Origin of the sequence: Microbacterium sp. PAMC22086, from assembly GCF_019443525.1 — a bacterium.
Classification (GTDB): domain Bacteria; phylum Actinomycetota; class Actinomycetes; order Actinomycetales; family Microbacteriaceae; genus Microbacterium; species Microbacterium maritypicum.
Window position 1 is genome coordinate 1,566,117 of the sequence record NZ_CP080380.1, and the last position, 22,571, is coordinate 1,588,687.

Below are 22,571 nucleotides of genomic sequence, written 5' to 3' on the forward strand. Positions count from 1 at the left end.
TTCCTCCTTGAACTGTGCCAACCTATTTCTGCCCAGAGGGCAACAGCTACTGTGCGACGCGGGATCGCGCGATGCGGGTGAGGCCTTCGGCGATGCCGCCGATTTGTAGGTCGTTCGCGGCGAGCACCTGCTGAATCTTGTCGCTGGGAACCCGGGCGAAGCCGCTGTATGCGCCTGCAATGGAGCCGGCCATCGTTGCGACGGTGTCAGAGTCGTCGCCGATGTTTGCGGCCGCGACGACCGTCCACCAGGGATCTCCACCCGCAGCGACGAAGCAGCCGAGCGCGGCCGGTACAGCCTCAGCGGAGTGCAGACCGCTGCCCACCGTGTCGGCGATGCGCGACACGGCTGTGTCGAGGTCATCGCTGGTCATTGCAATCGACACGGCGAGGTCCATGCGTGAGGCGACGCTTGCGCCCGCGGATTCGCGCCCCTGAGTGCCGCCGATCGCGGCGCCCAGGCGTGCGCCTTCGCGGGCTGCACGCACGACATCCGTCATGCTCGCGTTGTCGCGCAGTGCGGCAGCGACGGCAGCAGCGATCGCGCCAGCACCAGACACGCCGACGTTGGTGAAGTGGCTGGGGCGGCAGGTGACAGCGGCCGCGTGAACGGCTCCTTCGATGTCACCCGGGTAGACGAGGCCTGCGGGGGCGACACGCATGGCGCCTCCGTTACTCGTGCCCATGGTGGTCTCTCGACCTTCAGCGCCGATGATTTCGGGGTCTGCGCCGTTGCGGAGTGCATCGATCGCGCGACGAGTGCTGGGACCGGCGAAGTGTGGGAAGTAGTCCGTGTTCTCCGACCACGTGAGCACCATGTCGGCAACCGCGCGCGCGGTCACATCGCCGTTGCCATCGATGAACGCCTGAGCGAGCATGAGCATTTGGCTCGAGTCATCGGTGATCTGTGCGGCCTTGCGGCCCTTGGAATATGGCGAGTCTGCGGGCGGTTCGAGGAACGTCTCGACACGGCCGCCAAAGAGAGTGCGGATTTCTTGGATGCTGCGCTGTTCTGTAGGCGCGCCGAGTGCGTCGCCGATAAGCGCCGTGGCGAGGGACCCAAGGATCTTGTCATCAAGATTGTCGAACGACCCCTGCGTGCTCTCGCGTGGCGAGAGTGATGATTCGCTTTTCATCGGTACCTTTCCTTGACTGCAGTGTCCCGAGAGGCTGGGTTCTGCGTGAACAATTGTCAGACTAGATAGTTGTACCTACAATGTCAAGAGTTGTTGGTACAAATTAGGGAGGGGTCATGGCAACTGCATACCAGAGAGTTGCCGATTCGCTCCGCGCCGCGATCCAGAGCGGAGAATTGGCGCCGGGAGATCAACTGCCCACAGAGATGGAGCTCACGCGAACTTTCGATGTGTCTCGAAACACGGTGAGGCAAGCGCTGTCGCAGCTGGAAGCAAGCAATCTTGTGCGTCGACAGCAGGGGCAAGGGACGTTCGTCGCCGAGCAGGGCGTTTCGCATGTGCTCGGCAGTCTTCGTAGCTTCACGGACACTTTGCGCGATCTCGGCAAGGAGCCCGGTATCATGGGCGTCAGGGTCGCAGTTGACCCGGATCCGCCGGCACCCGCACTCGACTTCCTCCCAGGAATCCACCTGTGGCTCGCAGAGCGCGTGCGCACGGCGGACGGCCGTCCATTCTGTCTGATGGAGTCTTGGATTCCTGATGCGATCGCTGCGGGTGTGACTGCGCCGGAGCTTGAGCAGTCTCAGTCGCTCTACGAAGTCATCGGAGCAAATCTCGATGTTCATCCGGCGGAGGCCACCGAGGTCATCCGTGCAGAACCTGCCACGAGCAGAGACGCGGCGCTGCTGGGCGTGGCGGTTGGAGCACCGATGCTCAACACCTATCGCTGGACGTCCGATCATCGTGGTCAACCCATCGAGTACGTGCGGAGCGCATCACCGGGCGACCGCTACGAGTACGTCATCAGATTGAAACAGTGACGGGCTTTCCCGTGTTGCCAGGCTCTCGGCTGGAAGAAGCCTACTCCCCAAGCGGCGAGTAGATAGCGGAAACGCTCGGCCACTCGATGCGCGTAGCAGGGCGCTCCTCCGGAAAATTCTGATCTGTCACTTCCAATTCTATTCCGGACTAGTGGTCAACTCTTGCCCGCTTGTTCGGACGGGAATGCTGAAGCGTTGGTTGACTCTGGGACTGCTTTGATCTGAGCGATCGGGGTGGGAAGGATGGAGTCATGCCAGTGAAGTTCTCAGAGGAGTTCAAGCGAGACGCGGTCGCTCTGGTCCTCACGCAGGGAATGTCGCAGAAGCAGGTCTGCGCGGATATGGGGATCTCGAAATCCGCGTTGCAAGCGTGGGTGCGCAACGCCGAGCTGGCCGGTCGCGGGATCGCGCCCGCAGCGTCGGGCGACATGGCCGGGCAGCGTGAGCAGGCGAAGATGCTGAAGCGGATCCGTGAGTTGGAGATGGAGAACGAGATCCTCCGGAAGGCTGCGGCGTATCTGTCGCAGGCGAATCTTCGGATCGGGTCCGCGTCCCCAAAATAGTGTTCCCGCTCGTCCGCGAACTGGCCGCGGCCGGCACCCATTCCCGGGTGTCGGTCGCGGTGGCGTGCAGGGTGCTCGGCTTCTCCAAACAGGCGTACTACCAGTGGCTCCGAACGCCTATCTCCGATCGTGATTGGGACGAGGCGCATCTGATCAATGCGGCTCGGGATGTGTGGGATGAGGATCGCTGCCAGGGCTACCGGCTCATCGCGGACGAGCTCGTCGATGATGGCTGGCAGGTGTCGGAGCGTCGCGTGTGGAGGTTGTGCTCGCAGGAAGGCATGTTCTCCGCCGCGCATCGTCGCAAGGGCCGGAGGAAGCACCGCCGGCCGGGACCTGCCGTGCACGACGACCTCGTCAATCGCGAGTTCACTGCCGTGGCGCCGAACCGGTTGTGGCTGACCGACATCACCGAACACCGAACCGCTTGAGTTCCAGACGTGCCTCTCTCATAGTCCACGTTCACGCGTCGAGCAGCGGCAGTGCGGACACGGCCTGGAGAGGTAGCACTCCGTTGCCGAGCGCGGTGATCTGTTGATTCTGCGTCAGCTGGTCGGTATCGGTGACCCATCCGGTCGGTAGGCCCATGAGCCACTCCACGAGCGCGGGTGCTGGGCCGGGGCCGTCGGCGTCGTTCAGGAGGGCTGGTGCGGGCGCGGGTCGCCCGGTGATGTGTTCCCAGCGGGTGATGGCGTCGGCGTAGCGTCCCCAGCGCTGAACAGTCCGTCGATCAGGGACCACAGCGTTGACGGCGCTCAGCGAAATTCCTCAGAGTTGAAGTGGGGAATTTCAGTGAGCGCCGTCACCACTCGGGCTGGAGCGCGTCGATGGCTGCGGCCACGTGCGCCAAGAGCCCCGAGCGGGTACCCGGAGCGAGGCCGGCGCGCTTGCCTACCGTCGAAACGTCTTGGCACGGGAACCCGCCGATGAGGATGTCCACGGGCTCGACTTGACTCCAGTCGATGGTCGAGATGTCGCCGAGGTTCGGTGCATCTGGCTAGTGGTGGGAGAAGACGCGGGCGATGGGCGCGTTGAGTCCGGAGAACCACACGGTGTTGGCGGTGAAGACGTGCTCGACGGCGAGGTCGAGGCCGCCGTGGCCGCTGAGCAGCGACCCGATCCTGAGTCGCGATTCGCCGCTGACGGTGAGGTCGCACATGAAGTCTGCTCCGGTAACGGTCGCCCCCCGGCATCCGTGCCTCACCGAGAACTGATGCCGAGCTGGCCACCTATCAGGTGCACGACACCCACACGCGCCTACCGCCCGACTCCTCCATCTCCGGCCTTCGTTCCATCCGCCCTCGGAGGCCACACGCCTCTTGCAGGTCGAGGTAGAGCCAGGCGTCACCGCAGCAGAAGTCACCGGGTGCGGGTGCTCACCTGCCCGACAGGAACGGAGACGAGAATGACGGTTTCGATGCGCGTGATGTCGGCAGGTGACGGCTACAAGTACCTGCTCAGGACCGTCGCGGCGGCCGACGGCAACCGGCCGCTTTCAACGCCGCTGACCCGCTACTACATGGAGGAAGGCACCCCGCCTGGTCGCTGGCTCGGCGCTGGCGTAGCGGCCCTGGGCAAGTGTGAGATTCAGGTGGGCGACCGAGTGTCAGAAGACCAGCTCCAGCTCCTGATGGGCACGGGATGTGATCCGATCACAGGTGACAAGCTCGGCCTGGGCTTCCCGGCGTACAAGAGCCAGGACGAGCGGATCGAGGCGCGGATCGCCGCTCTTGGCCAGACGCTGACGCCTGGGGCCAAGGGCGAGGCTGTCGCGCAGATCGTTGCCGAGGAGACTGCCCGCAGCACACGGCGTGCTGTGGCGGGCTTCGACTTCACCTTCTCCATCCCGAAGTCCACGAGCGTGCTGTGGGCAGTCGCGGACGCCGGGGTCCAAGCGCTCATCGGGGAGGCGCATCATCGAGCGGTTGCGGAGGTGGTTGCGTTCATGGAGCGCGAGGTTGCAGCCACCCGCACGGGCGCAACCGCCGGAGATGGCGCGGTTGCACAGGTCGAGGTCACGGGGCTGATCGCGACCGCGTTCGATCACTTTGACTCCCGCGCCGGCGACCCCCACCTCCACACGCACGTGGTCATCAGCAACAAGGTCAAGACCGACTTCGATGGGAAGTGGCGTTCGCTCGACGGCAGGCCGATGCACGCCGCCGTGGTGGCGCTCTCCGAGCTACATGAAGCCGTGTTCGCCGACCATATGACGCGCACCTTCGGCGTCTCGTGGGAGGCCCGAGAGATGGGCCGCGACCACAACCCGGCATGGGCGATCACGGGAGTGCCCGAGGAACTGATCGCAGAGTTCTCGACCCGCGCCCGTCACATCGACGCCGAGACCGATCGCCTCATCGCTGAGTACGTCGCAGCGCACGGACGACGACCGGCACCAGCAGCCATCATGAAACTCCGAGCCCGAGCCACACTCGCGACCCGCCCCGAGAAGCAGGTCCAATCGTTGGCTGACCTCACCGCCGAATGGCGGGAGCGCGCCACGAAAGCGTTGGGGCGGGATGCGACGACATGGGCGCGCGAGGTGAGCGACAACGACAAGCCGCTCCTGCTGCGTGCCGACGACGTGCCGCTCGATGTCATCGGTGAGCTGGGGCGTTCGGTCATCGAGGTGGTCGGTGAGAAGCGTTCGACCTGGCGACGGTGGAATCTCATGGCCGAGGCATCCCGGCAGACGATGGGCTGGCGGTTCGCCACCATGCACGATCGGGAAGCGATCGTCGCGATGGTTGCCGATGCTGCCGAGCTCGTTTCCGTTCGGCTGACGCCCCCCGAACTCGCCTCCTCGCCTGTCGTGTTCCGTCGGCCCGACGGCAGTTCCGTGTTCCGACCGAAGAGCTCGACCGTGTTCACCTCCGAGTCCCAGCTCGCGGCCGAGGACAGACTCCTCGAACGAGCAGCGAACCTGGCCGGGCCGACGGTGCAGCTCGCGACGGTCGAAAAGACCACGCGCAGACCCGCCGCGGATGGTCGAATGCTCGGCGACGACCAAGCCGATGCCTTGACCCGGATCGCGGTGTCGGGGCGGATGCTTGACGTGCTGGTCGGTCCTGCTGGGGCGGGCAAGACCACCGCCATGAACGCGCTCCGACGAGCGTGGGAAGCCGAGCACGGCTCCGGTTCGGTCGTCGGGTTGGCACCGTCGGCGGTTGCCGCCCAGGTGCTGGCGGACGATCTCGGGATCGCGACGGAGAACACGGCGAAGTGGTGGCAGAACCACCTCATCCACGGCACCACGTTCGAGGCGAGACAGCTCGTCATCATCGACGAAGCATCCCTGGCCGGCGCCCTGTCGCTGGACCGCATCACCCACCTCGCCCATGAAGCGGGCGCGAAGGTGCTGCTGGTCGGCGACTACGCGCAACTGCAATCCGTGGACGCCGGCGGAGCATTCGCGATGATCGCCAGAGACCGAGCCGACACCCCCGAACTGGTCGACGTTCACCGCTTCACCCACGTCTGGGAGAAGACCGCCTCACTTGAGCTACGCCACGGCCGCACGGCGGCTATCGACACCTACCTCGCCCATCAGCGCATCACCGACGGCGACGGCGAGGCCATGACCGATGCCGCCTACAACGCCTGGCGCACCGACCGCGACGCGGGACTCGTCTCGGTGCTGATCGCCGAGACCCATCAAGACATGACCGTGCTGAACGGTCGCGCCCGCGCCGACCTGATCCTCAACAAGACGCTGAACCCCGACCGCGAAGTCGAGCTGCGCGACGGCACCGCCGCAGGCGTCGGCGACACCATCATCACGCGACTCAACAACCGGAACCTCCGCACCCTGGCCGGACGGGACTGGGTGCGCAACGGTGACATCTGGACCGTCACCGCCGTCGGCGACGACGGGACCATCACCATCGCACGCGACTATGGGACCGGCACTGCCGTCCGCGACGATGGAACCATCAGGGCTCGGAAGCGAGGACGGAGGTTCGGCGGCAGCATCCTCCTCCCCGCCGCTTACGTGGCCGAGCATGTCGATCTCGGCTACGCAGTCACCGCCTACCGGGCGCAAGGCATCACGACCGACACCGCGCACGTCCTGGTCGAACCAACCTCGACAAGGGAGACCTTCTACGTCGCGATGACCCGAGGGCGGCACTCCAACCACGCCTACGTGACGCTCGACCGCGCCGACGACCACGCGCAGCCACACCCCGGCGACGACCCGCATGCCACCGCGCGAAGCGTGCTCTACGGAGTCCTGCAGCACAGTGGGGCCGAACTCTCGGCGCACGAGACCATCGTCGCCGAACAGGAACAGTGGGGCTCGATCGCCCAGCTCGCCGCCGAGTACGAGACCATCGCCGCCGCAGCCCAACGCGACCGCTGGGCCACTCTCGTTCGGGGCTCCGGGCTCACCGAGGAACAGGCCGAGAGTGCCATCGAGTCCGAGGCGTTCGGCCCGCTCGCGGCTGAACTCCGACGCGCTGAAGCGAACCATCACAATGTCGATGCCCTCCTGCCGCGCCTCGTCGCAGCGCGCGGATTCAGCGACGCCGACGACATCGCCGCCGTCCTCCACTACCGGGTCGAGCGCGCGACCGCCCGGCCTGCAGGCTCCGGCAGGACCCGCAAGCCGCCGCGACTCATCGCCGGCCTCCTTCCACAGGCGCACGGAGTCATCGACGCCGAGATGCGAGCAGCTCTCAATGATCGAGAGGAACTGATCGAGGCACGCGCCGACGCTGTGCTCGAAGCCGCGCTCACGGAGAGCACACCGTGGACGAACGCTCTTGGAGCAGCGCCCACCGATCGGCGACGAGCCGCGACCTGGCGCAAGGCTGCCCGCGTGGTCGCTGCCTACCGAGACCGCTACCGCGTCACCGACGACGCACCCCTCGGCGCCCCACCCGAGTCTGCGGCCCAGAGGATCGACGCTGCGCGGGCGCGTACAGCCCTGGACAGAACGATGAACCTCGCTCGCGTCGAACAAGATCAAGAACACTCCCGACACTCTCGGACCCAGCGAACCGGGCCGTCGCTGTGAGCCAGAACGAGCTTCGGAGCGCCGCGGCCGCTGTGTCGTCCGGCCCGACCCCCGACTCCTCAGGCATGATGGACAGCACCATGACAGTTCGAGCTGGATCGGCGACACGTATCTCCTGACACCGTTCGCCAGGACGGAGGCAGACGTGGCCGCTGAAGAGGTCTCGGTCAACTTGGGAGACGCGACGCCCCGACGCTTGCTCGTGGGTTGGGCGAACGGGCAGGACGCATGGGTACGTCAGATCACTGCCGAAACGATCCTCTCTCGCCAGGCGCCGAGCGATGCCCTGCTGGACGCCGCCTACACCACCTTCCTTGCGGATAAGGGGCTTGGCGATGGTGAGGCCCCGGAAGTTCCGAAGCTTGAACTCGTCGCCACGGATGCGGCGGAAGAGGAGACTCTTGAACTCGTCAGTCTGGCGAGCATCGAAGGCGTCAATGCGCTCGCCGCTGACCAAGAACTTGGCTTCGACCCGGAACTGACCGTGCTCTTTGGGCAGAACGGATCGGGGAAGACCGGGTATGCACGAATACTGAAGCGCATCTCGGCTGTTCGGACCGCTGAAGACATCCTTCCGAACGCGCACACCGCCGATCTCGACAGCCCGCCGTCGCCCAGCGCCACCATCCAGTACCGACTGTCTGGCATGGACTCCTCGGTGATGTGGAAGGACGAATCCGGCCTTGCGCCATTCACCCGCATCAGCGTCTTCGACGCGAGCGCAGTCTCGTTGCACGTTGACAGCGATCTGGGTTACGTCTACACACCGGCCGAACTCGCACTGTTTGGTCACGTCGCTGCCGGGCTGCAAGGCATTCAGCAGCGGATCGCAACCGAGGTCAAGGCCTTGGCGCCGGGGAGCAACTCGCTGTTGTCGAGGTTCACGCGAGGTACGAAGGTGTATCCCGTGATCGAGACCCTGGGTGCCACCACAGACCTCGCGGAGCTTGACGCACTGGCAACGCTGCCTGACGGTGCCGAGGCCGACCGCGAGCGGCTCGAAGGTGAGATCGCGGCGCTCCGTTCCAACTCGCTCGACGCGATTCTCTCCAGCACACAGGAGACGGTACGTCACCTCAATCGGCTGCACGGCGTGCTTACAACGGCGATGAACTTCGATGCGGTCGTCTACGAGAAAGCCCGGGTGAAACTCCAGGAAGCGGAAGGTCGAAGGACAGAAGCGCGAGAGCAACTCTTCAGTCAGGATGAGCTGCCAGGCCCCGCAGATGGGGAATGGCAGGAGTTCATCGTTGCGGGAGACTCGTACCGCCAACACCTTGACCGCGAGCACTATCCAACTGCCGGAGACAAGTGTCTCTACTGCATGCAGGAGCTCAGCCCGACGGCCTTGAACCTGCTGACTCGCTATCGCACGTTCCTCGATGAAACGCTTGTCCGTCAGGTCGCGGACACGAACACCGAGGTGCGCAACTCCAGCCTCAGGTTCGACGAAGCCGAGCTCACCCGCGCGAACGAGTTCGCCACAGAACAGCGGGATGGTGAAGACCCACCGGTATGGGCGAGCCAAGCATGTGACGTGCTCGCGGCGGCCCGAGCCGCAGCTCAGGACACCGCGAATGGGAAGCCCGTGACCGCAGGCACCCTCCGAGAGAGCGCAGAAGCAGTGGCCTCCAAAGTTGGAGCCGAACTGGCGACTGCACGGGCGGCCGTTCAGCAGATGTCGGAGGACAAAGCAAATGCGGCGAGCGCGCTCACCGGAAAGCAGAAGGAGCTTTCAGAACTCACGGCACGCATTGAGTTGAACCGGAACATCGCCGCAGCCCGCGAGTACGTCCGACGTGCGCGAAGAGCGCAACAACTTGACAAGCTCTCACGGGTCATTTCAAGCGGCGCGTCGAAGCAACTCACGGTCCAGTCCAAGCTTGCCAGTGAAGACCTCGTGAACAAGAACTTCGAGACGCTGTTCGCCGAGGAGTGCGCTCGTCTTCGAGCGCCTCAGGTCGCACTTCGATTTCAGGGGCGTAGCGGACAGGCGCAACGCAAGAAGGCGGTCGCCTCCTACAAGCCCTCTGCGGTGCTCTCGGAAGGTGAGCAGAAGGTGTTGGCGCTGGCCGACTTTCTTGCCGAGAGTCGGATGCGAGGGACCAAAGCACCTCTGATCTTCGATGACCCGGTCACAAGTCTCGACTACCGCAGACTTGATGAGGTTGCTGCACGCATCCAGAATCTCGCCGAGACACATCAGGTTGTTGTCTTGACCCACAACATCATGTTCGCGTCAGCGCTGATGGCCGCCAGGCAGAACAAGAAGCTCAGGACGAAAATCTACGAGGTGCGCGACGGTGGAGAGGCCAAGGGAATCCTGGCTCCGGACGTCGAGCCGAGGCTCGATACGCCGGCCGATCTAGCCAAGCGGATCAACGTCAAACTTCAAGAGATGACCAGCGCGGAGCCCGTGGTCCAGGATGCACTCATCAAAGAGACCTACGACCTCATTCGCGCCTGGTGCGAAGCATTCGTTGAGCAGGAACTCCTGCAGAACGTCACACAGCGATATCGCAAGAACATCATGATGACCCGCCTGTCGAAGATCGACAGTTCTCGGCTCGATGCTGCCATCGCAGTCATTGAACCTCTCTTCGATCGTGCTTGCGAACGGATGACCGGACACTCTCACGCCGCCGAGTACATGAGCACCAAGCCGACTGTGAGCGAAGTGCAGGAGGACTGGGAGAAGGCGAAAGCAGCGCGCTCGGCATACATCGCCACCTGAGCGGCAGATCGTAGAAGCGGCTCGCAGGCAGCTACAGGGCGCGGGTGCTCATCGACTTCGTGGCTGTTGACGGCCGCCCTGAATCGCGGGAAGCCGCAGATGCCCGGATCGCGCTTGCGCCGTCACGTCCGCGTGGAGAGAGCAGGTCCGCGGCATCCGTCACCAGTGACGCGCCATCTCGCAGGAGTTGGTGCGGCCCGGCGCTCGCTGCGCTGGTCACCGGGCAGGGAACAGCTCCGACAGCGCGGCCAAGCTCGTGCGCACGCCGGGCGACGGTCATTGATCCAGAGCGAACGCCAGCCTCGACCACGACGGTCGCTGTGGAGAGCGCAGCCATTAGGCGCGCCCGAGCAATGAAGCGATGGCGCGTCGGGACTGCGCCGGGTGGCATCTCACTGACCATGAGGCCCAGGTCGGCCACCCGCTCAAGCAGTTCACGGTGACCCATCGGGTACATGCGGTCTGCGCCGTTCGCCATGACCGCGATCGTGTCGCCGCCGGATGCAAGGGCCGCTCGATGGGCCGCTCCTTCGATGCCGTACGCACCGCCGGCCACGACAAGCCGCTCAGCGTTGGCGAGGTCGGAGGCAAGCTGCCCGGCCACATGCTCGCCGTAGGAGGTCGAGGCCCTCGCGCCGGTGATCGTGACGAAATCGCTGAGCGGTCGCGCGAGGAACGATGTCGTGCCACGAGCCCACAGGACGTATGGCCGTCGGTCGCCAAGATCGTCGAGCGCGGAAGGCCACTCCTTGTCGCCGGGGACTAGGTGTGATGTCCAGGGACGTTGTTTCGGCGACACGGCCGTGAAGAGCTGAGAGGTGAGGGCCTCCGGTTGTGAAGTGGAGCTGTTGAGTTCAACCGCTTCAGGAACCAGGAGGCCCTCGTGTCCCACGCTAACGCTGCCCTGACCCCACGCGCCCGGCTTCGACTGGCGCGCCTGATCGTCGAGGATCACTGGCCGCCGCAGGTCGCGGCGAAGATGTTCATGGTCTCGCCCGTGACCGCCCGGAAGTGGGCGGCCAGGCTGCGCCTGGAGGGACCTGCTGGGATGGCTGATCGTTCGAGTCGCCCGCGATCGATGCCGACGAAGACCCCGCTGCCGCAGGTCAAGAAAATCGTGAAAGCGAGGTGGCGGCGGCGTCTCGGCGCGGTTCAGATCGCTGGCGAACTCGGTCTGCCCGCCTCGACCGTCCACGCGGTCCTGGTGCGCTGCCGCATCAACCGGCTCAGCCATATCGACAGGGTCAATGGGGAGCAAATCCGCCGCTACGAGCACGATCATCCCGGATCGCTGATCCACGTCGACGTCACGAAGTTCGGCAACATCCCCGACGGCGGCGGCTGGCGCTTCGTCGGCCGCGTCCAAGGCGAACGCAACCGAGAGGCCACCGCCACCCGCACCAAGAGCAGGAACCATCGTTACGAGCCGAGGCTCGGCACTGCGTTCGTGCACACCGTCATCGACGACCACTCCCGCGTCGCTTACGCCGAGATCTGCTCCGACGAGAAAGCGGACACCGCGATCGGTGTTCTCCGCCGAGCGGTGTCCTGGTTTGCCGACCGCGGTGTCACTGTCGAGCGCGTCCTCTCGGACAACGGCTCGGCCTACAAGTCTCACGCCTGGCGCGATGCCTGCATCGATCTTGGGATCACGGCGAAGAAGACCCGGCCTTACCGTCCACAAACGAATGGGAAGATCGAGCGCTTCCACCGCACCCTCGCCGACGGCTGGGCATACGCGAAGCTCTATCCCTCAGAGACTGAGCGCCGCAAAGCACTCCCGGGCTGGCTGCACTTCTACAATCATCACAGGCACCACTCCGCGATCGGAGCCCCGCCCATCAGCAGAATCGAAAACAACCTGCCTGGACATCACAGCTAGGCCGTGTTGCTAAAGGGACTGGTGAGCCAGTGGAGTGTCGCAGCGAGACAGAGTCCGGCGTGGTAGTTGCGGGCGAGCTTGTCTGAGCGCATCGCGATGCCGCGCCACTGCTTGAGCTTGTTGAAGCATCGCTCGACGACGTTGCGATCGCGGTAGCGGACGCGCTGCGTCTCGCCGAAGTCGATCGGGCGACCCGGCTTCTTCCGCCGATGCGCGATCTGGTCGTCGCGCTCGGGGATCGTTGCCGCGATCCCACGCTGTCGCAGCCAGGCTCTGTTCGCCTTTGATGGGTAACCCTTGTCTGCAAGCACCCGGTCGGGTCTGGAGCGGGGTCTGCCTCTCGCGCCGGCCACGCTGATCTCCCCGAGCGTCGCGGCCAGCATGCTGGTGTCCGCTGCTTGCCCCGGTGTCAGGATGAACGCGAGAGCGCGGCCTTTCCCATCACAGACCAGGTGATTCTTGGTCGTCAGCCCGCCACGCGAGCGGCCGATCGCGTGGTCAGGCGGCTCCTCGCCGAACTTCTTGTAGTTCGACGGATCCCCCTGTGGTTCGCGGGAGGGTGGCGCCGTGCTGGTGTACGCGGACGATCGTGGAGTCGATGGACGCGACCCAGTCCAGGTCCCCGGTCTGCTGAGCGAGGGACTGCACTTTCTCCAGCAAGCGTGCCCAGACACCCTGATCGGCCCATCGGTTGAAGTTCTTATAGATCGTGTTCCAGTTCCCGAACCGCTCCGGCACATCCCGCCACGGCGCACCCGTACGGAAACGCCACGCCGTCGCCTCGACCACCGTGCGGCGGTCCACCGGCGGACGCCCCGTCGCCTTCACCTTCGGGAACAACGGACCGATCACAGCCCACGCCTCATCCGAGATCACATCACGCGACACCACTCAAGACTCGCCGACCGATCCATCAGAAGGCTTTAGCAACACGGCCTAGTAGAGCAGCGGCGAGCCGCGGCACCGTATCGGGCAGCGTTTGGTTGCCGCGATCAGCGATTTGGGCTGCTCGTTGCGTTTCCGCCATTCGGGTCACTGGATACTGCCCAGCAATCGGGCACGCGGTGGACCGACCGACCCGCGCTCGATGATCGCCTGCGGGAGCGTGTGCCGCACCGCGGGTCGCGCGTCGCCCTCAATCCGCTCGATCAGCAGACGTGCCGCCATCGCGCCAAGTTCGCGCTCCGGTTGCGAGATCACTGTGATCCCGGGTTCTGTGACGGATGTCCAGGGGGCGTTGTCGAAGGCGACGAGAGAGATATCGTCGGGGATGCGCAGCCCAATGTCACGGATCGCGCGGAACGCATGGATCGCAATCACGCTGTCAGAGGCGATGATGGACGTGACGGCAGAGTCGCCGGTGATTAGCTCGGTGACGGTGCGGCCGATGCCGTTGAGTTTCGCTCCGAGCCGTACGAACGCCAGGGGATCCGGGACGCCAGCTGCACGCAGCGCGGTACCGATGCCGCCTACACGATCGTCGATCACCGATGACGCGAGCCCCGGGCTGAACCGTAGGGAGCCATGCTCATCCCATACGGCGCGAGTCTCGACCGGCTCCAGGTCATTGAGAGTCGACACGTACGCGATGCGGCGGTGTCCGGCATCCAGGAGGACCTGGGCGAGACGCCGCGCGCCGTCGCGGTTCGCGGCGATCACTGCTTCGGCGTCGAAGTCGTAGACCACACGGTCGAAGAACACGACCGGGCGGCCAGCGTCGGTGATAGGGGTGTAGTTCGAGGCGCGCAGCGACGATGCCGGCGCGATGAGCAGTCCGTCGACGCGTTTCGACAGCTGCACCTCGATGGCCGTCTCCTCGGCATCGGGCTGCTCGCCGGAGTTTGAGAGGATCAGGTCGTAGCCGGCGGCGTCGGCGACGTCGGATGCTCCGCGGGTGGCCTGTGCGAAGGCGGGGTTCTCGATGTCGCCGACGATGATGCCGATGGTGTTCGAGCGTCCGGTGCTCATGCTCCGGGCGACCTCGTTCGGTCGATAGCCCAGTTCAGTCGCGGCATCGCGCACCCGCTGCCGCACCTTCGCACTCACCGCGCCGTACTCGCCGAGCGCCCGTGCAGCGGTCGCCTTCGCGACTCCCGCCAGCGCTGCGACATCGGCCACGGTCGCCCCGCGTCGCCCCTCACTCTGCGCACTCACCGAATGCACCCTCCCTCTTGACGCGGACTCTCAGCATATTGACGAGTCCTGCCGACGCGTGTACTCTCCTGGAAACACCTAATTGAGACCGGTCTCAATTTACACTGAGATTCGTTCGCCTGCCCCACCCCGACAGAGCAGTCCCTTCGAGAGGAGCCACATCGTGGCCAAGAAATCCTTCCGCCGCATCGCGGTCGCCGCCGCAGTAGCCGGCGTTCTCGCCCTGACCGGATGCGCCCAGAGCGGCGCCGGTTCGTCCGGCGACGACGCCGGCGAAGAGAACCCTTACGGCCTCATCACCCCCGGCCAGATCCGCGTGGCGAGCCTCGGCGATGCCAAGCCGTACACCTTCACCGACGAGAGCGGTGAGTTCACCGGCTTCGACGTCGAGCTCTTCACCGACGTCGCCGAGCGCATCGGCATCGACGACGTCGTCTTCACCGGCCAGGACTTCTCCGGCCTGCTGTCGGCCGTCGCGAACGGCCAGTTCGACGTGGGCGTCGCCGCGATCGGCATCACCGAGGAGCGCGAGCAGACGGTCGACTTCTCCGAGGGCTACCTGGCCGGATACCTGACCGTCATGGCCAGCCCCGACAGCGGCATCACCGACGAGGACAGCCTGGCTGGCAAGCGTCTCGGCGTCGTGCAGGGCACTCTGCAGGAGGCGTACGCGGTGAAGAACTTCACCGACACCGAGCTCGTGCGCTTCCCCGACAACAACTCCGCGATCTCCGCCGTCAACAGCGGCTCGGTCGACGCGCACTTCCTCGACTTCGAGGCGGCGAAGGAGTACGCCGAGCAGTACGGCCTCAAGAACGCCATCGACATCCCGTCGTTCGACGCCCCGGCCGGCTTCGCGATCGCCAAGGGCAAGGACGAGTTCAAGAAGGCCCTGGACGACGCCCTGCACGAGGCGATGGAGGACGGCACGTGGAAGGAGCTCTACGAGAAGTGGTTCCCCGGCTCCCCGATGCCCGACCAGTACCTCCCCAGCGCAGAGCAGGGCGAGGGCGACGACGGCGAGTAGTCGCCCCCAACGGATGCGGGGCTTCGGCCCCGCATCCTGACTAGGAGATCCTCATGGACTGGCTCGACAAGATCATCAAGACGTTCCTCGACTTCGACGCGATGCTGCAGGTCATGCCGCAGCTGCTCGGAACAGGCCTCGTCAACACGCTCATCATCTCGCTCGCGGCCACGGTGCTCGGCATCGTGATCGGCATGATCCTCGCGGTCATGGGCGTCTCCCGCACCGCCTGGTTGCGGGTTCCCGCCCGCATCTACACCGACGTCTTCCGCGGCCTCCCCGCGATCCTCACCATCCTGCTCATCGGCCAGGGCTTCGCGGCACTGAGTCGGCAGGTCTTCGGCCCGTCTCCCTACCCGCTCGGGATCCTCGCGCTGAGCCTGATCGCCGGTGCCTACATCGGCGAGATCTTCCGCGCCGGCATCCAGAGCGTCGAACGCGGCCAGCTCGAGGCGTGCCGCGCTCTCGGGATGACGTACGGCAGCGCGATGCGGCTCGTGGTCGTGCCGCAGGGCATCCGCCGCGTGCTGCCGGCGCTGGTCAACCAGTTCATCGCGATCGTGAAGGACTCGAGCCTGGTGTACTTCCTGGGTCTGCTGGTGAGTGAGCGTGAGCTCTTCCGCGTCGGGCAGGATGCTGCAGTCCTCACCGGAAACCTGTCGCCGCTGGTGATGGCCGGCGTCTTCTATCTCGTGATCACGGTGCCGCTGACCCACCTCGTCAACTACTTCGACAACCGCTTCCGCACGGGTCGTCGCAAGGCGTCCCCGCCCAAGAGCGGCCTCGAAGAGGTCGCCGAACAGCAGCCCCCGCTCAGCCCGGTCTACACCCGAGGAGAGAACACATGACCTACACCTCGCCCCTCCCCGTGACCGACGGCCACTTCTACGAGGGCTCCCGTCTGCAGATCGAGAACCTCGAGATGGCGTACGGCGACATCGACGTGATCCGCGACGTCTCGATCACCGTCGAACCCGGCACCACGACGTGCATCATCGGCCCCTCGGGCTCGGGCAAGTCCACGCTGCTTCGCGGGGTGAACCGTCTGCACGAGCCGAAGGGCGGCCGTGTGCTGCTGGCCGACGACGATGCGCTCGCGCTGAAGCCCGACGTGCTGCGCCGCCGCGCGGGTCTCGTCTTCCAGCACTTCAACCTCTTCCCCGATCACACCGCGCTCGAGAACGTGGCGCTGGCGCTGCGCAACGTGAAGCGCAAGTCGAAGGGCGAGGCCGAGCGTATCGCCCTCGCCCGACTCACCGAGGTGGGTCTCGCGGAGCGCGCCGATCACCGACCGCGCGACCTCTCGGGTGGGCAGCAGCAGCGCGTCGCCATCGCCAGGGCGCTCGCCATGGAACCGGAACTGATGCTCTTCGACGAGGCCACCAGCGCGCTCGACCCCGAGCTCGTGAAGGGTGTGCTGAATCTGATGGCCGAGCTGGCGCAGCGCGGAATGACCATGCTCGTCGTCACACACGAGATGGGCTTCGCCCGCAAGGTCGCCGACCAGGTCGTGTTCATGGACGAGGGCCGTGTGGTCGAGGCCGGAACACCCGAGGAGATCTTCGACGCCCCGAAGAGCGACCGGCTGCGGCTGTTCCTCTCCGAGGTGCTCTAATGGCGATCCACACCGCGATCATCGGCTTCGGCACGGCAGGGCGGATCTTCCACGCACCGTTCCTCGCGGCGAGCGCGGAGTTCGAGATCGACGTGATCGTCACCGCCGACCCGGATCGGGCGGCGCAGGCTCGGCGGCAGCACCCGCAGGCGCGGGTGCTGCCTGACGCCGACTCGCTGTGGACGGATGCCGCCGATATCGACCTCGTCGTCGTCGCCTCCCCGAGCGGCACGCATGCCGCCCTCGCGGAGGCGGCTCTGCGGGCGGGATGCCACGTCGTCGTAGACAAGCCCTTCGTGGCCGATGCCGCGCAGGGTGAGGCACTCATCGCTCTCGCCGCCTCCGAGGGACTGAGGCTCACCGTCTTCCAGAACCGGCGGTGGGACGGCGACTTCCTCACACTCCGAGAGCTGGTGCGATCCGGACGGCTGGGAGAGATCCGGCGTTTCGAGTCGCGGTTCACCTGGTGGCAGCCGCAGGCTCCGCAGGGGTGGAAGGCCGATGCCCCGGCATCCGAGGCCGGCGGCATCCTGTTCGACCTGGGCCCGCATCTGATCGACCAGGCCCTGCAGCTGTTCGGTCCCGTGCGCGATGTGTACGCCGAGATCGATCGCCGGCGCGAGGGGGTGGCCGCTGACGACGATGTCTTCCTCGCCCTGGAACACGAGAACGGGGTCCGCTCGCACCTCTGGATGAGCGCTGTGGCTCCCACTCCGGGGCCGCGATTCCGGGTACTCGGGTCCGAGGCGGCGTACACGTCGTGCGGGCTGGACGGACAGGAGCCCGCGATGATCTCGGGTGCGCGCCCCGGCGACCCCGGATTCGGTGAAACGCCGGAAGCCGCATGGGGAACCCTCGACGCCGGCGAGCACAGCGAACGGATTCCGAGCGTTCGCGGCGACTATGGGGCGTTCTACGCCGGAGTCGCATCCGCGATCAACGACGGCGCGGCCGTTCCGGTCGATCCGACGGATGCCGTGGCCGGGCTGCGCGTGATCGCGGCCGCGCACGCGGCCGCACAACAGAAGTAACGACAGAAGAGAAGTAAGGAAGAACATGTCTGTAACTGGATCCGAGAAGATCGTCGTCATCGGCGGCGGCATCCTCGGCGCATCGACCACGGCGCACCTCGCGCGGGCCGGCGCCGACGTCACCCTCGTCACCCGCGGCGCGCTGGCCGACGGCGCATCGGGCCGTTCCATCGCGTGGCTGAACTCCTCGGGCGACCGCTCGACGGAGTACCACTACCTGCGCCTGCTCGGCATCGACCGCTACCGCACCTGGAGCGCGACCCGACCCGACAGCAGCGCCTACCTGCGATTCGACGGGGCGCTGAAGTGGGCGGGTCCGGGTGAGAGCTTCCGCTCGACGTTCGACTTCGAGCGGGCCGGCGGGTACGACGCCGTGTGGATGGACCGGGCTGACGTCGCACGCCACGCGCCGGATGTGAACGCCGATGCGGTGGCCGACGAGGGCGCGATCTTCAACCCCGGCGAGGGATGGGTGAACCTGCCGCACGTGATCGCCGCGTTCGTGGACGAGGCGCGGAACGACGGAGCGACGATCATCGAGAATGCCGGCGAGGCACGCGTCGAGGTTCACGACGACGCGGTCGTCGGTGTCGTGCTCGAGGACGGAAGCCGCATAGCCGCCGACCGCGTGGTGCTCGCGACCGGACCCAGCGTGCCGGGGCAGCTCGCCGAACTGGGCGTGGTGGTGCCCGATGCGTCACCTGCGGCGTTCGTGCTCTTCACCGAGCCGGTGGACTTCGAGGTGCGCACGGTGCTGAACACGCCGCGGGTCGCCGTGCGTCCGACACCGGATCGCCGGCTCGTGCTCGATGCGGGCTGGGCCGAGGAGTCGGTCATCGTCGGCGACGACGGCTCGATCACGGTGCCTGAGGAGTCGGTCCAGGGCCTGCTCGACGAGGCGTCGAAGGTGCTCACGGGAGCGCCGACGCTGGTCGCCGGGCACGTCGGCGCCGGGTGGAAGCCGATTCCCGGAGACGGTGATCCGGTCGCCGGTGCCGTCCCCGGCATCCGCGGTCTCTTCACCCTGTTCACTCACTCCGGTGCGACTCTTGGGTTGATCCTCGGGGAGCTCATGGCTGAACAGGTGCTCACTGGCATGGCGTCGCCTGTGCTGTCGGCCTTCCAAGTCGACCGCTTCGACGAGCAGGAGTTGCCTGCTGAGGTCGGTACCGACGCCTGGGCACCGGTCGCGCCGCACTAGGTGTGATGTCCAGGCAGGTTGTTTTCGATTCTGCTGATGGGCGGGGCTCCGATCGCGGAGTGGTGCCTGTGATGATTGTAGAAGTGCAGCCAGCCCGGGAGTGCTTTGCGGCGCTCAGTCTCTGAGGGATAGAGCTTCGCGTATGCCCAGCCGTCGGCGAGGGTGCGGTGGAAGCGCTCGATCTTCCCATTCGTTTGTGGACGGTAAGGCCGGGTCTTCTTCGCCGTGATCCCAAGATCGATGCAGGCATCGCGCCAGGCGTGAGACTTGTAGGCCGAGCCGTTGTCCGAGAGGACGCGCTCGACAGTGACACCGCGGTCGGCAAACCAGGACACCGCTCGGCGGAGAACACCGATCGCGGTGTCCGCTTTCTCGTCGGAGCAGATCTCGGCGTAAGCGACGCGGGAGTGGTCGTCGATGACGGTGTGCACGAACGCAGTGCCGAGCCTCGGCTCGTAACGATGGTTCCTGCTCTTGGTGCGGGTGGCGGTGGCCTCTCGGTTGCGTTCGCCTTGGACGCGGCCGACGAAGCGCCAGCCGCCGCCGTCGGGGATGTTGCCGAACTTCGTGACGTCGACGTGGATCAGCGATCCGGGATGATCGTGCTCGTAGCGGCGGATTTGCTCCCCATTGACCCTGTCGATATGGCTGAGCCGGTTGATGCGGCAGCGCACCAGGACCGCGTGGACGGTCGAGGCGGGCAGACCGAGTTCGCCAGCGATCTGAACCGCGCCGAGACGCCGCCGCCACCTCGCTTTCACGATTTTCTTGACCTGCGGCAGCGGGGTCTTCGTCGGCATCGATCGCGGGCGACTCGAACGATCAGCCATCCCAGCAGGTCCCTCCAGGCGCAGCCTGGCCGCCCACTTCCGGGCGGTCACGGGCGAGACCATGAACATCTTCGCCGCGACCTGCGGCGGCCAGTGATCCTCGACGATCAGGCGCGCCAGTCGAAGCCGGGCGCGTGGGGTCAGGGCAGCGTTAGCGTGGGACACGAGGGCCTCCTGGTTCCTGAAGCGGTTGAACTCAACAGCTCCACTTCACAACCGGAGGCCCTCACCTCTCAGCTCTTCACGGCCGTGTCGCCGAAACAACGTCCCTGGACATCACAACTAGGCCGTGTTGCTAAAGGGACTGGTGAGCCAGTGGAGTGTCGCAGCGAGACAGAGTCCGGCGTGGTAGTTGCGGGCGAGCTTGTCTGAGCGCATCGCGATGCCGCGCCACTGCTTGAGCTTGTTGAAGCATCGCTCGACGACGTTGCGATCGCGGTAGCGGACGCGCTGCGTCTCGCCGAAGTCGATCGGGCGACCCGGCTTCTTCCGCCGATGCGCGATCTGGTCGTCGCGCTCGGGGATCGTTGCCGCGATCCCACGCTGTCGCAGCCAGGCTCTGTTCGCCTTTGATGGGTAACCCTTGTCTGCAAGCACCCGGTCGGGTCTGGAGCGGGGTCTGCCTCTCGCGCCGGCCACGCTGATCTCCCCGAGCGTCGCGGCCAGCATGCTGGTGTCCGCTGCTTGCCCCGGTGTCAGGATGAACGCGAGAGCGCGGCCTTTCCCATCACAGACCAGGTGATTCTTGGTCGTCAGCCCGCCACGCGAGCGGCCGATCGCGTGGTCAGGCGGCTCCTCGCCGAACTTCTTGTAGTTCGACGGATCCCCCTGTGGTTCGCGGGAGGGTGGCGCCGTGCTGGTGTACGCGGACGATCGTGGAGTCGATGGACGCGACCCAGTCCAGGTCCCCGGTCTGCTGAGCGAGGGACTGCACTTTCTCCAGCAAGCGTGCCCAGACACCCTGATCGGCCCATCGGTTGAAGTTCTTATAGATCGTGTTCCAGTTCCCGAACCGCTCCGGCACATCCCGCCACGGCGCACCCGTACGGAAACGCCACGCCGTCGCCTCGACCACCGTGCGGCGGTCCACCGGCGGACGCCCCGTCGCCTTCACCTTCGGGAACAACGGACCGATCACAGCCCACGCCTCATCCGAGATCACATCACGCGACACCACTCAAGACTCGCCGACCGATCCATCAGAAGGCTTTAGCAGGGTCTGTCCGTTCCTTTGTGTATGGGGCTTCGGCTTAGTTGATTCCTAGGCGGTCGCCGTAGGTGATGGACAGGGTATTCAGGATAGCTTTCCAGCCGGCGATCTGCCCGGTCGGGTTCGTGCGATTCGGGCGCCGCTCGAGCACCGTCAGGTAGAGCACCTTCATCGCCGCCTGCTCGTTGGGGAAGTGCCCGCGGCGTCTCGTGGCCTGCCGGAACCTGGCATTGAGCGACTCGATCCCATTGGTCGTATAGATGAGGCGTCTGATCTCCGGCGGGAACTTCAGGAACGGCACGAACTCGCCCCACGCGTTCTCCCACATCTGGATCATCGCCGGATACAGGCTCCGCCATTGCTCGGCGAACTCCGCGAATCTCGCCTCGGCCGCTGCGATGGTCGGAGCGGTATAGACCTCGCGGAGCTGCCTGGTGATCTTGGACCAGTACTTCTTCGACGCGTATCGAAGTGAGTTCCGCACGAGATGCACGACACACTGCTGCACCGTTGCGAGGGGCCAGATCGCGGTGATCGCATCGGGGAGGCCTTTGAGTCCGTCGCAGCAGACGATGCAGACATCGGCGACACCACGGTTGCGCAGCTCCGTGAGCATGTTCATCCACTGCTTCGCGCCCTCCCCGCCGGTCGGTCCCATCCACAACCCGAGAACGTCACGGTGACCCTCGAGATCGATGCCGACAGCGACGTAGACAGGCCGGTTGGCGACCTGCCCGTCGCGGACCTTGATCACGAGCGCGTCGATCAGAACCACGGGATAGACGACGTCCAGCGGACGGGCTTGCCATTCCTGCATGTCGCCGAGCACCTTGTCGGTCACCGTCGACACCAGATCACGAGAGACGTCTGATCCGTAGAGATCGGAGAGGTGCTTGGCGATATCGCCGGTGGTCATGCCCTTCGCATACAGCGAGATCACCGCCTCGTCGAACCCCGCGATCCGGCGCTGATGCTTGGGCACCACCACCGGCGCGAACGTGCCCGCCCGGTCCCTCGGGACCTGGATCGTGAGATCGCCGATCTCGGTCCGCACCGTCTTCGGCGTGGATCCGTTCCGACTGTTCGGCGTCTGCTTCCCGACCCGGTCGCCCGGGTCGTAGCCGAGGTGCTCGGTCAGCTCCGCCTCCAACGCGGACTGCAGTACCTGCCGGGTCAGCCCCGTCAGCAGCCCGTCCGGGCCAGTCAGCTCGATCCCTTGACCACGAGCGGCGGCCACGAGTTGCTCCGCGACCGCAGTGACATCCGGCGGCGCAGGAAGGATCTCCCCGGTCCGCAGATCGACGGTCTCGGATTGCTCAGTTGGTGTCTTCAATTCAGTGTTCATGACGTG

General features: G+C 65.7%; 19 protein-coding genes and 2 pseudogenes. 11 read left to right on the plus strand and 10 right to left on the minus strand.

The features are described from left to right. Positions 1-46 precede the first annotated feature (46 nt). On the minus strand, positions 47-1,135 hold the full coding sequence (locus tag KY497_RS07935) for an ADP-ribosylglycohydrolase family protein (RefSeq protein ID WP_219870227.1): 1,089 nt from the start codon (positions 1,133-1,135) through the stop codon (positions 47-49). A 116-nt stretch (positions 1,136-1,251) separates the two neighbouring features. Here KY497_RS07935 and KY497_RS07940 point away from each other — a divergent pair, with 116 nt between their 5' ends. From KY497_RS07940 to KY497_RS07950, 3 genes are all read left to right on the plus strand, one after another. After that, positions 1,252-1,956 carry a GntR family transcriptional regulator gene (locus tag KY497_RS07940; protein ID WP_219870228.1) on the plus strand — a complete coding sequence of 235 codons (705 nt, stop codon included), beginning with the start codon at positions 1,252-1,254 and terminating at the stop codon, positions 1,954-1,956. A gap of 251 nt (positions 1,957-2,207) precedes the next feature. Beyond that, positions 2,208-2,519, plus strand: a complete 312-nt coding sequence (locus tag KY497_RS07945; protein ID WP_219870229.1) for a transposase — start codon at positions 2,208-2,210, stop codon at positions 2,517-2,519. Continuing rightward, a complete protein-coding gene (locus tag KY497_RS07950; RefSeq protein ID WP_219870230.1) occupies positions 2,519-2,950 on the plus strand; it encodes an IS3 family transposase in 432 nt (143 codons plus the stop codon). The genes KY497_RS07945 and KY497_RS07950 overlap by 1 nt, the downstream gene beginning before the upstream one ends. Positions 2,951-2,981: 31 nt before the next feature. Here the strand turns inward: KY497_RS07950 and KY497_RS16675 are convergent, their stop codons facing one another. From KY497_RS16675 to KY497_RS16685, 3 genes are all read right to left on the minus strand, one after another. After that, the gene (locus KY497_RS16675) at positions 2,982-3,260 is read right to left on the minus strand and encodes a hypothetical protein (RefSeq protein WP_258185949.1); all 279 of its coding nucleotides are present in this window, start codon (positions 3,258-3,260) and stop codon (positions 2,982-2,984) included. A 61-nt stretch (positions 3,261-3,321) separates the two neighbouring features. Next, a complete protein-coding gene (locus KY497_RS16680) occupies positions 3,322-3,459 on the minus strand; it encodes a DNA cytosine methyltransferase (protein WP_242497679.1) in 138 nt (45 codons plus the stop codon). 57 nt (positions 3,460-3,516) lie between these two features. Beyond that, the gene (locus KY497_RS16685; protein WP_227007193.1) at positions 3,517-3,678 is read right to left on the minus strand and encodes a hypothetical protein; all 162 of its coding nucleotides are present in this window, start codon (positions 3,676-3,678) and stop codon (positions 3,517-3,519) included. A 246-nt stretch (positions 3,679-3,924) separates the two neighbouring features. On the opposite strand from KY497_RS16685, the gene mobF reads away from it, so the two are divergent. Further along, on the plus strand, positions 3,925-7,536 hold the full coding sequence (gene mobF, locus KY497_RS07960) for a MobF family relaxase (RefSeq protein ID WP_219870231.1): 3,612 nt from the start codon (positions 3,925-3,927) through the stop codon (positions 7,534-7,536). A gap of 145 nt (positions 7,537-7,681) precedes the next feature. Beyond that, the gene (locus KY497_RS07965; protein WP_219870232.1) at positions 7,682-10,270 is read left to right on the plus strand and encodes an AAA family ATPase; all 2,589 of its coding nucleotides are present in this window, start codon (positions 7,682-7,684) and stop codon (positions 10,268-10,270) included. 31 nt (positions 10,271-10,301) lie between these two features. Here KY497_RS07965 and dprA read toward each other — a convergent pair whose 3' ends face one another. Further along, on the minus strand, positions 10,302-11,162 hold the full coding sequence (gene dprA, locus KY497_RS07970) for a DNA-processing protein DprA (RefSeq protein ID WP_258185950.1): 861 nt from the start codon (positions 11,160-11,162) through the stop codon (positions 10,302-10,304). Between dprA and KY497_RS07975 the strand changes: the two genes are divergently transcribed. Further along, the gene (locus KY497_RS07975; protein WP_219869070.1) at positions 11,154-12,152 is read left to right on the plus strand and encodes an IS481 family transposase; all 999 of its coding nucleotides are present in this window, start codon (positions 11,154-11,156) and stop codon (positions 12,150-12,152) included. The two genes, dprA and KY497_RS07975, sit on opposite strands and share 9 nt — an antisense overlap. On the opposite strand, the pseudogene KY497_RS07980 reads toward KY497_RS07975, so the two are convergent. Both KY497_RS07980 and KY497_RS07985 read right to left on the minus strand, forming a co-directional pair. Then, positions 12,149-13,043: pseudogene (locus KY497_RS07980) on the minus strand (IS5 family transposase). The gene KY497_RS07975 and the pseudogene KY497_RS07980 sit on opposite strands and share 4 nt — an antisense overlap. A 141-nt stretch (positions 13,044-13,184) precedes the next feature. Continuing rightward, the gene (locus tag KY497_RS07985) at positions 13,185-14,306 is read right to left on the minus strand and encodes a LacI family DNA-binding transcriptional regulator (protein WP_219870233.1); all 1,122 of its coding nucleotides are present in this window, start codon (positions 14,304-14,306) and stop codon (positions 13,185-13,187) included. Between the two features lie 163 nt (positions 14,307-14,469). Between KY497_RS07985 and KY497_RS07990 the strand changes: the two genes are divergently transcribed. The 5 genes from KY497_RS07990 to KY497_RS08010 are packed head-to-tail and all read left to right on the plus strand — an operon-like array spanning position 14,470 to position 19,180. Next, a complete protein-coding gene (locus tag KY497_RS07990) occupies positions 14,470-15,333 on the plus strand; it encodes an ABC transporter substrate-binding protein (RefSeq protein ID WP_219870234.1) in 864 nt (287 codons plus the stop codon). Between the two features lie 53 nt (positions 15,334-15,386). Next, positions 15,387-16,181 (plus strand): amino acid ABC transporter permease, encoded by a 795-nt coding sequence (locus KY497_RS07995; protein ID WP_219870235.1) that lies wholly within the window; start codon positions 15,387-15,389, stop codon positions 16,179-16,181. Beyond that, the gene (locus KY497_RS08000) at positions 16,178-16,948 is read left to right on the plus strand and encodes an amino acid ABC transporter ATP-binding protein (RefSeq protein ID WP_137772156.1); all 771 of its coding nucleotides are present in this window, start codon (positions 16,178-16,180) and stop codon (positions 16,946-16,948) included. The genes KY497_RS07995 and KY497_RS08000 overlap by 4 nt, the downstream gene beginning before the upstream one ends. After that, positions 16,948-17,979 carry a Gfo/Idh/MocA family oxidoreductase gene (locus KY497_RS08005; protein WP_137772157.1) on the plus strand — a complete coding sequence of 344 codons (1,032 nt, stop codon included), beginning with the start codon at positions 16,948-16,950 and terminating at the stop codon, positions 17,977-17,979. Before KY497_RS08000 ends, KY497_RS08005 begins: the two co-directional genes overlap by 1 nt. Positions 17,980-18,004: 25 nt before the next feature. Continuing rightward, positions 18,005-19,180, plus strand: coding sequence for an FAD-binding oxidoreductase (locus tag KY497_RS08010; RefSeq protein ID WP_137772158.1), 1,176 nt, complete (start codon positions 18,005-18,007; stop codon positions 19,178-19,180). On the opposite strand, the gene KY497_RS08015 is transcribed toward KY497_RS08010, so the two are convergent. The 3 genes and pseudogenes from KY497_RS08015 to KY497_RS08025 all read right to left on the minus strand — a co-directional run bounded on the left by KY497_RS08015 (position 19,177) and on the right by KY497_RS08025 (position 22,565). Then, on the minus strand, positions 19,177-20,175 hold the full coding sequence (locus KY497_RS08015) for an IS481 family transposase (protein ID WP_179516460.1): 999 nt from the start codon (positions 20,173-20,175) through the stop codon (positions 19,177-19,179). The genes KY497_RS08010 and KY497_RS08015 overlap by 4 nt on opposite strands. Before the next feature lie 117 nt (positions 20,176-20,292). Further along, positions 20,293-21,187: pseudogene (locus KY497_RS08020) on the minus strand (IS5 family transposase). A gap of 73 nt (positions 21,188-21,260) precedes the next feature. Then, positions 21,261-22,565: an IS256 family transposase gene (locus KY497_RS08025; protein WP_219869856.1), complete on the minus strand. Its 1,305-nt coding sequence runs from the start codon at positions 22,563-22,565 to the stop codon at positions 21,261-21,263. Positions 22,566-22,571 lie beyond the last annotated feature (6 nt).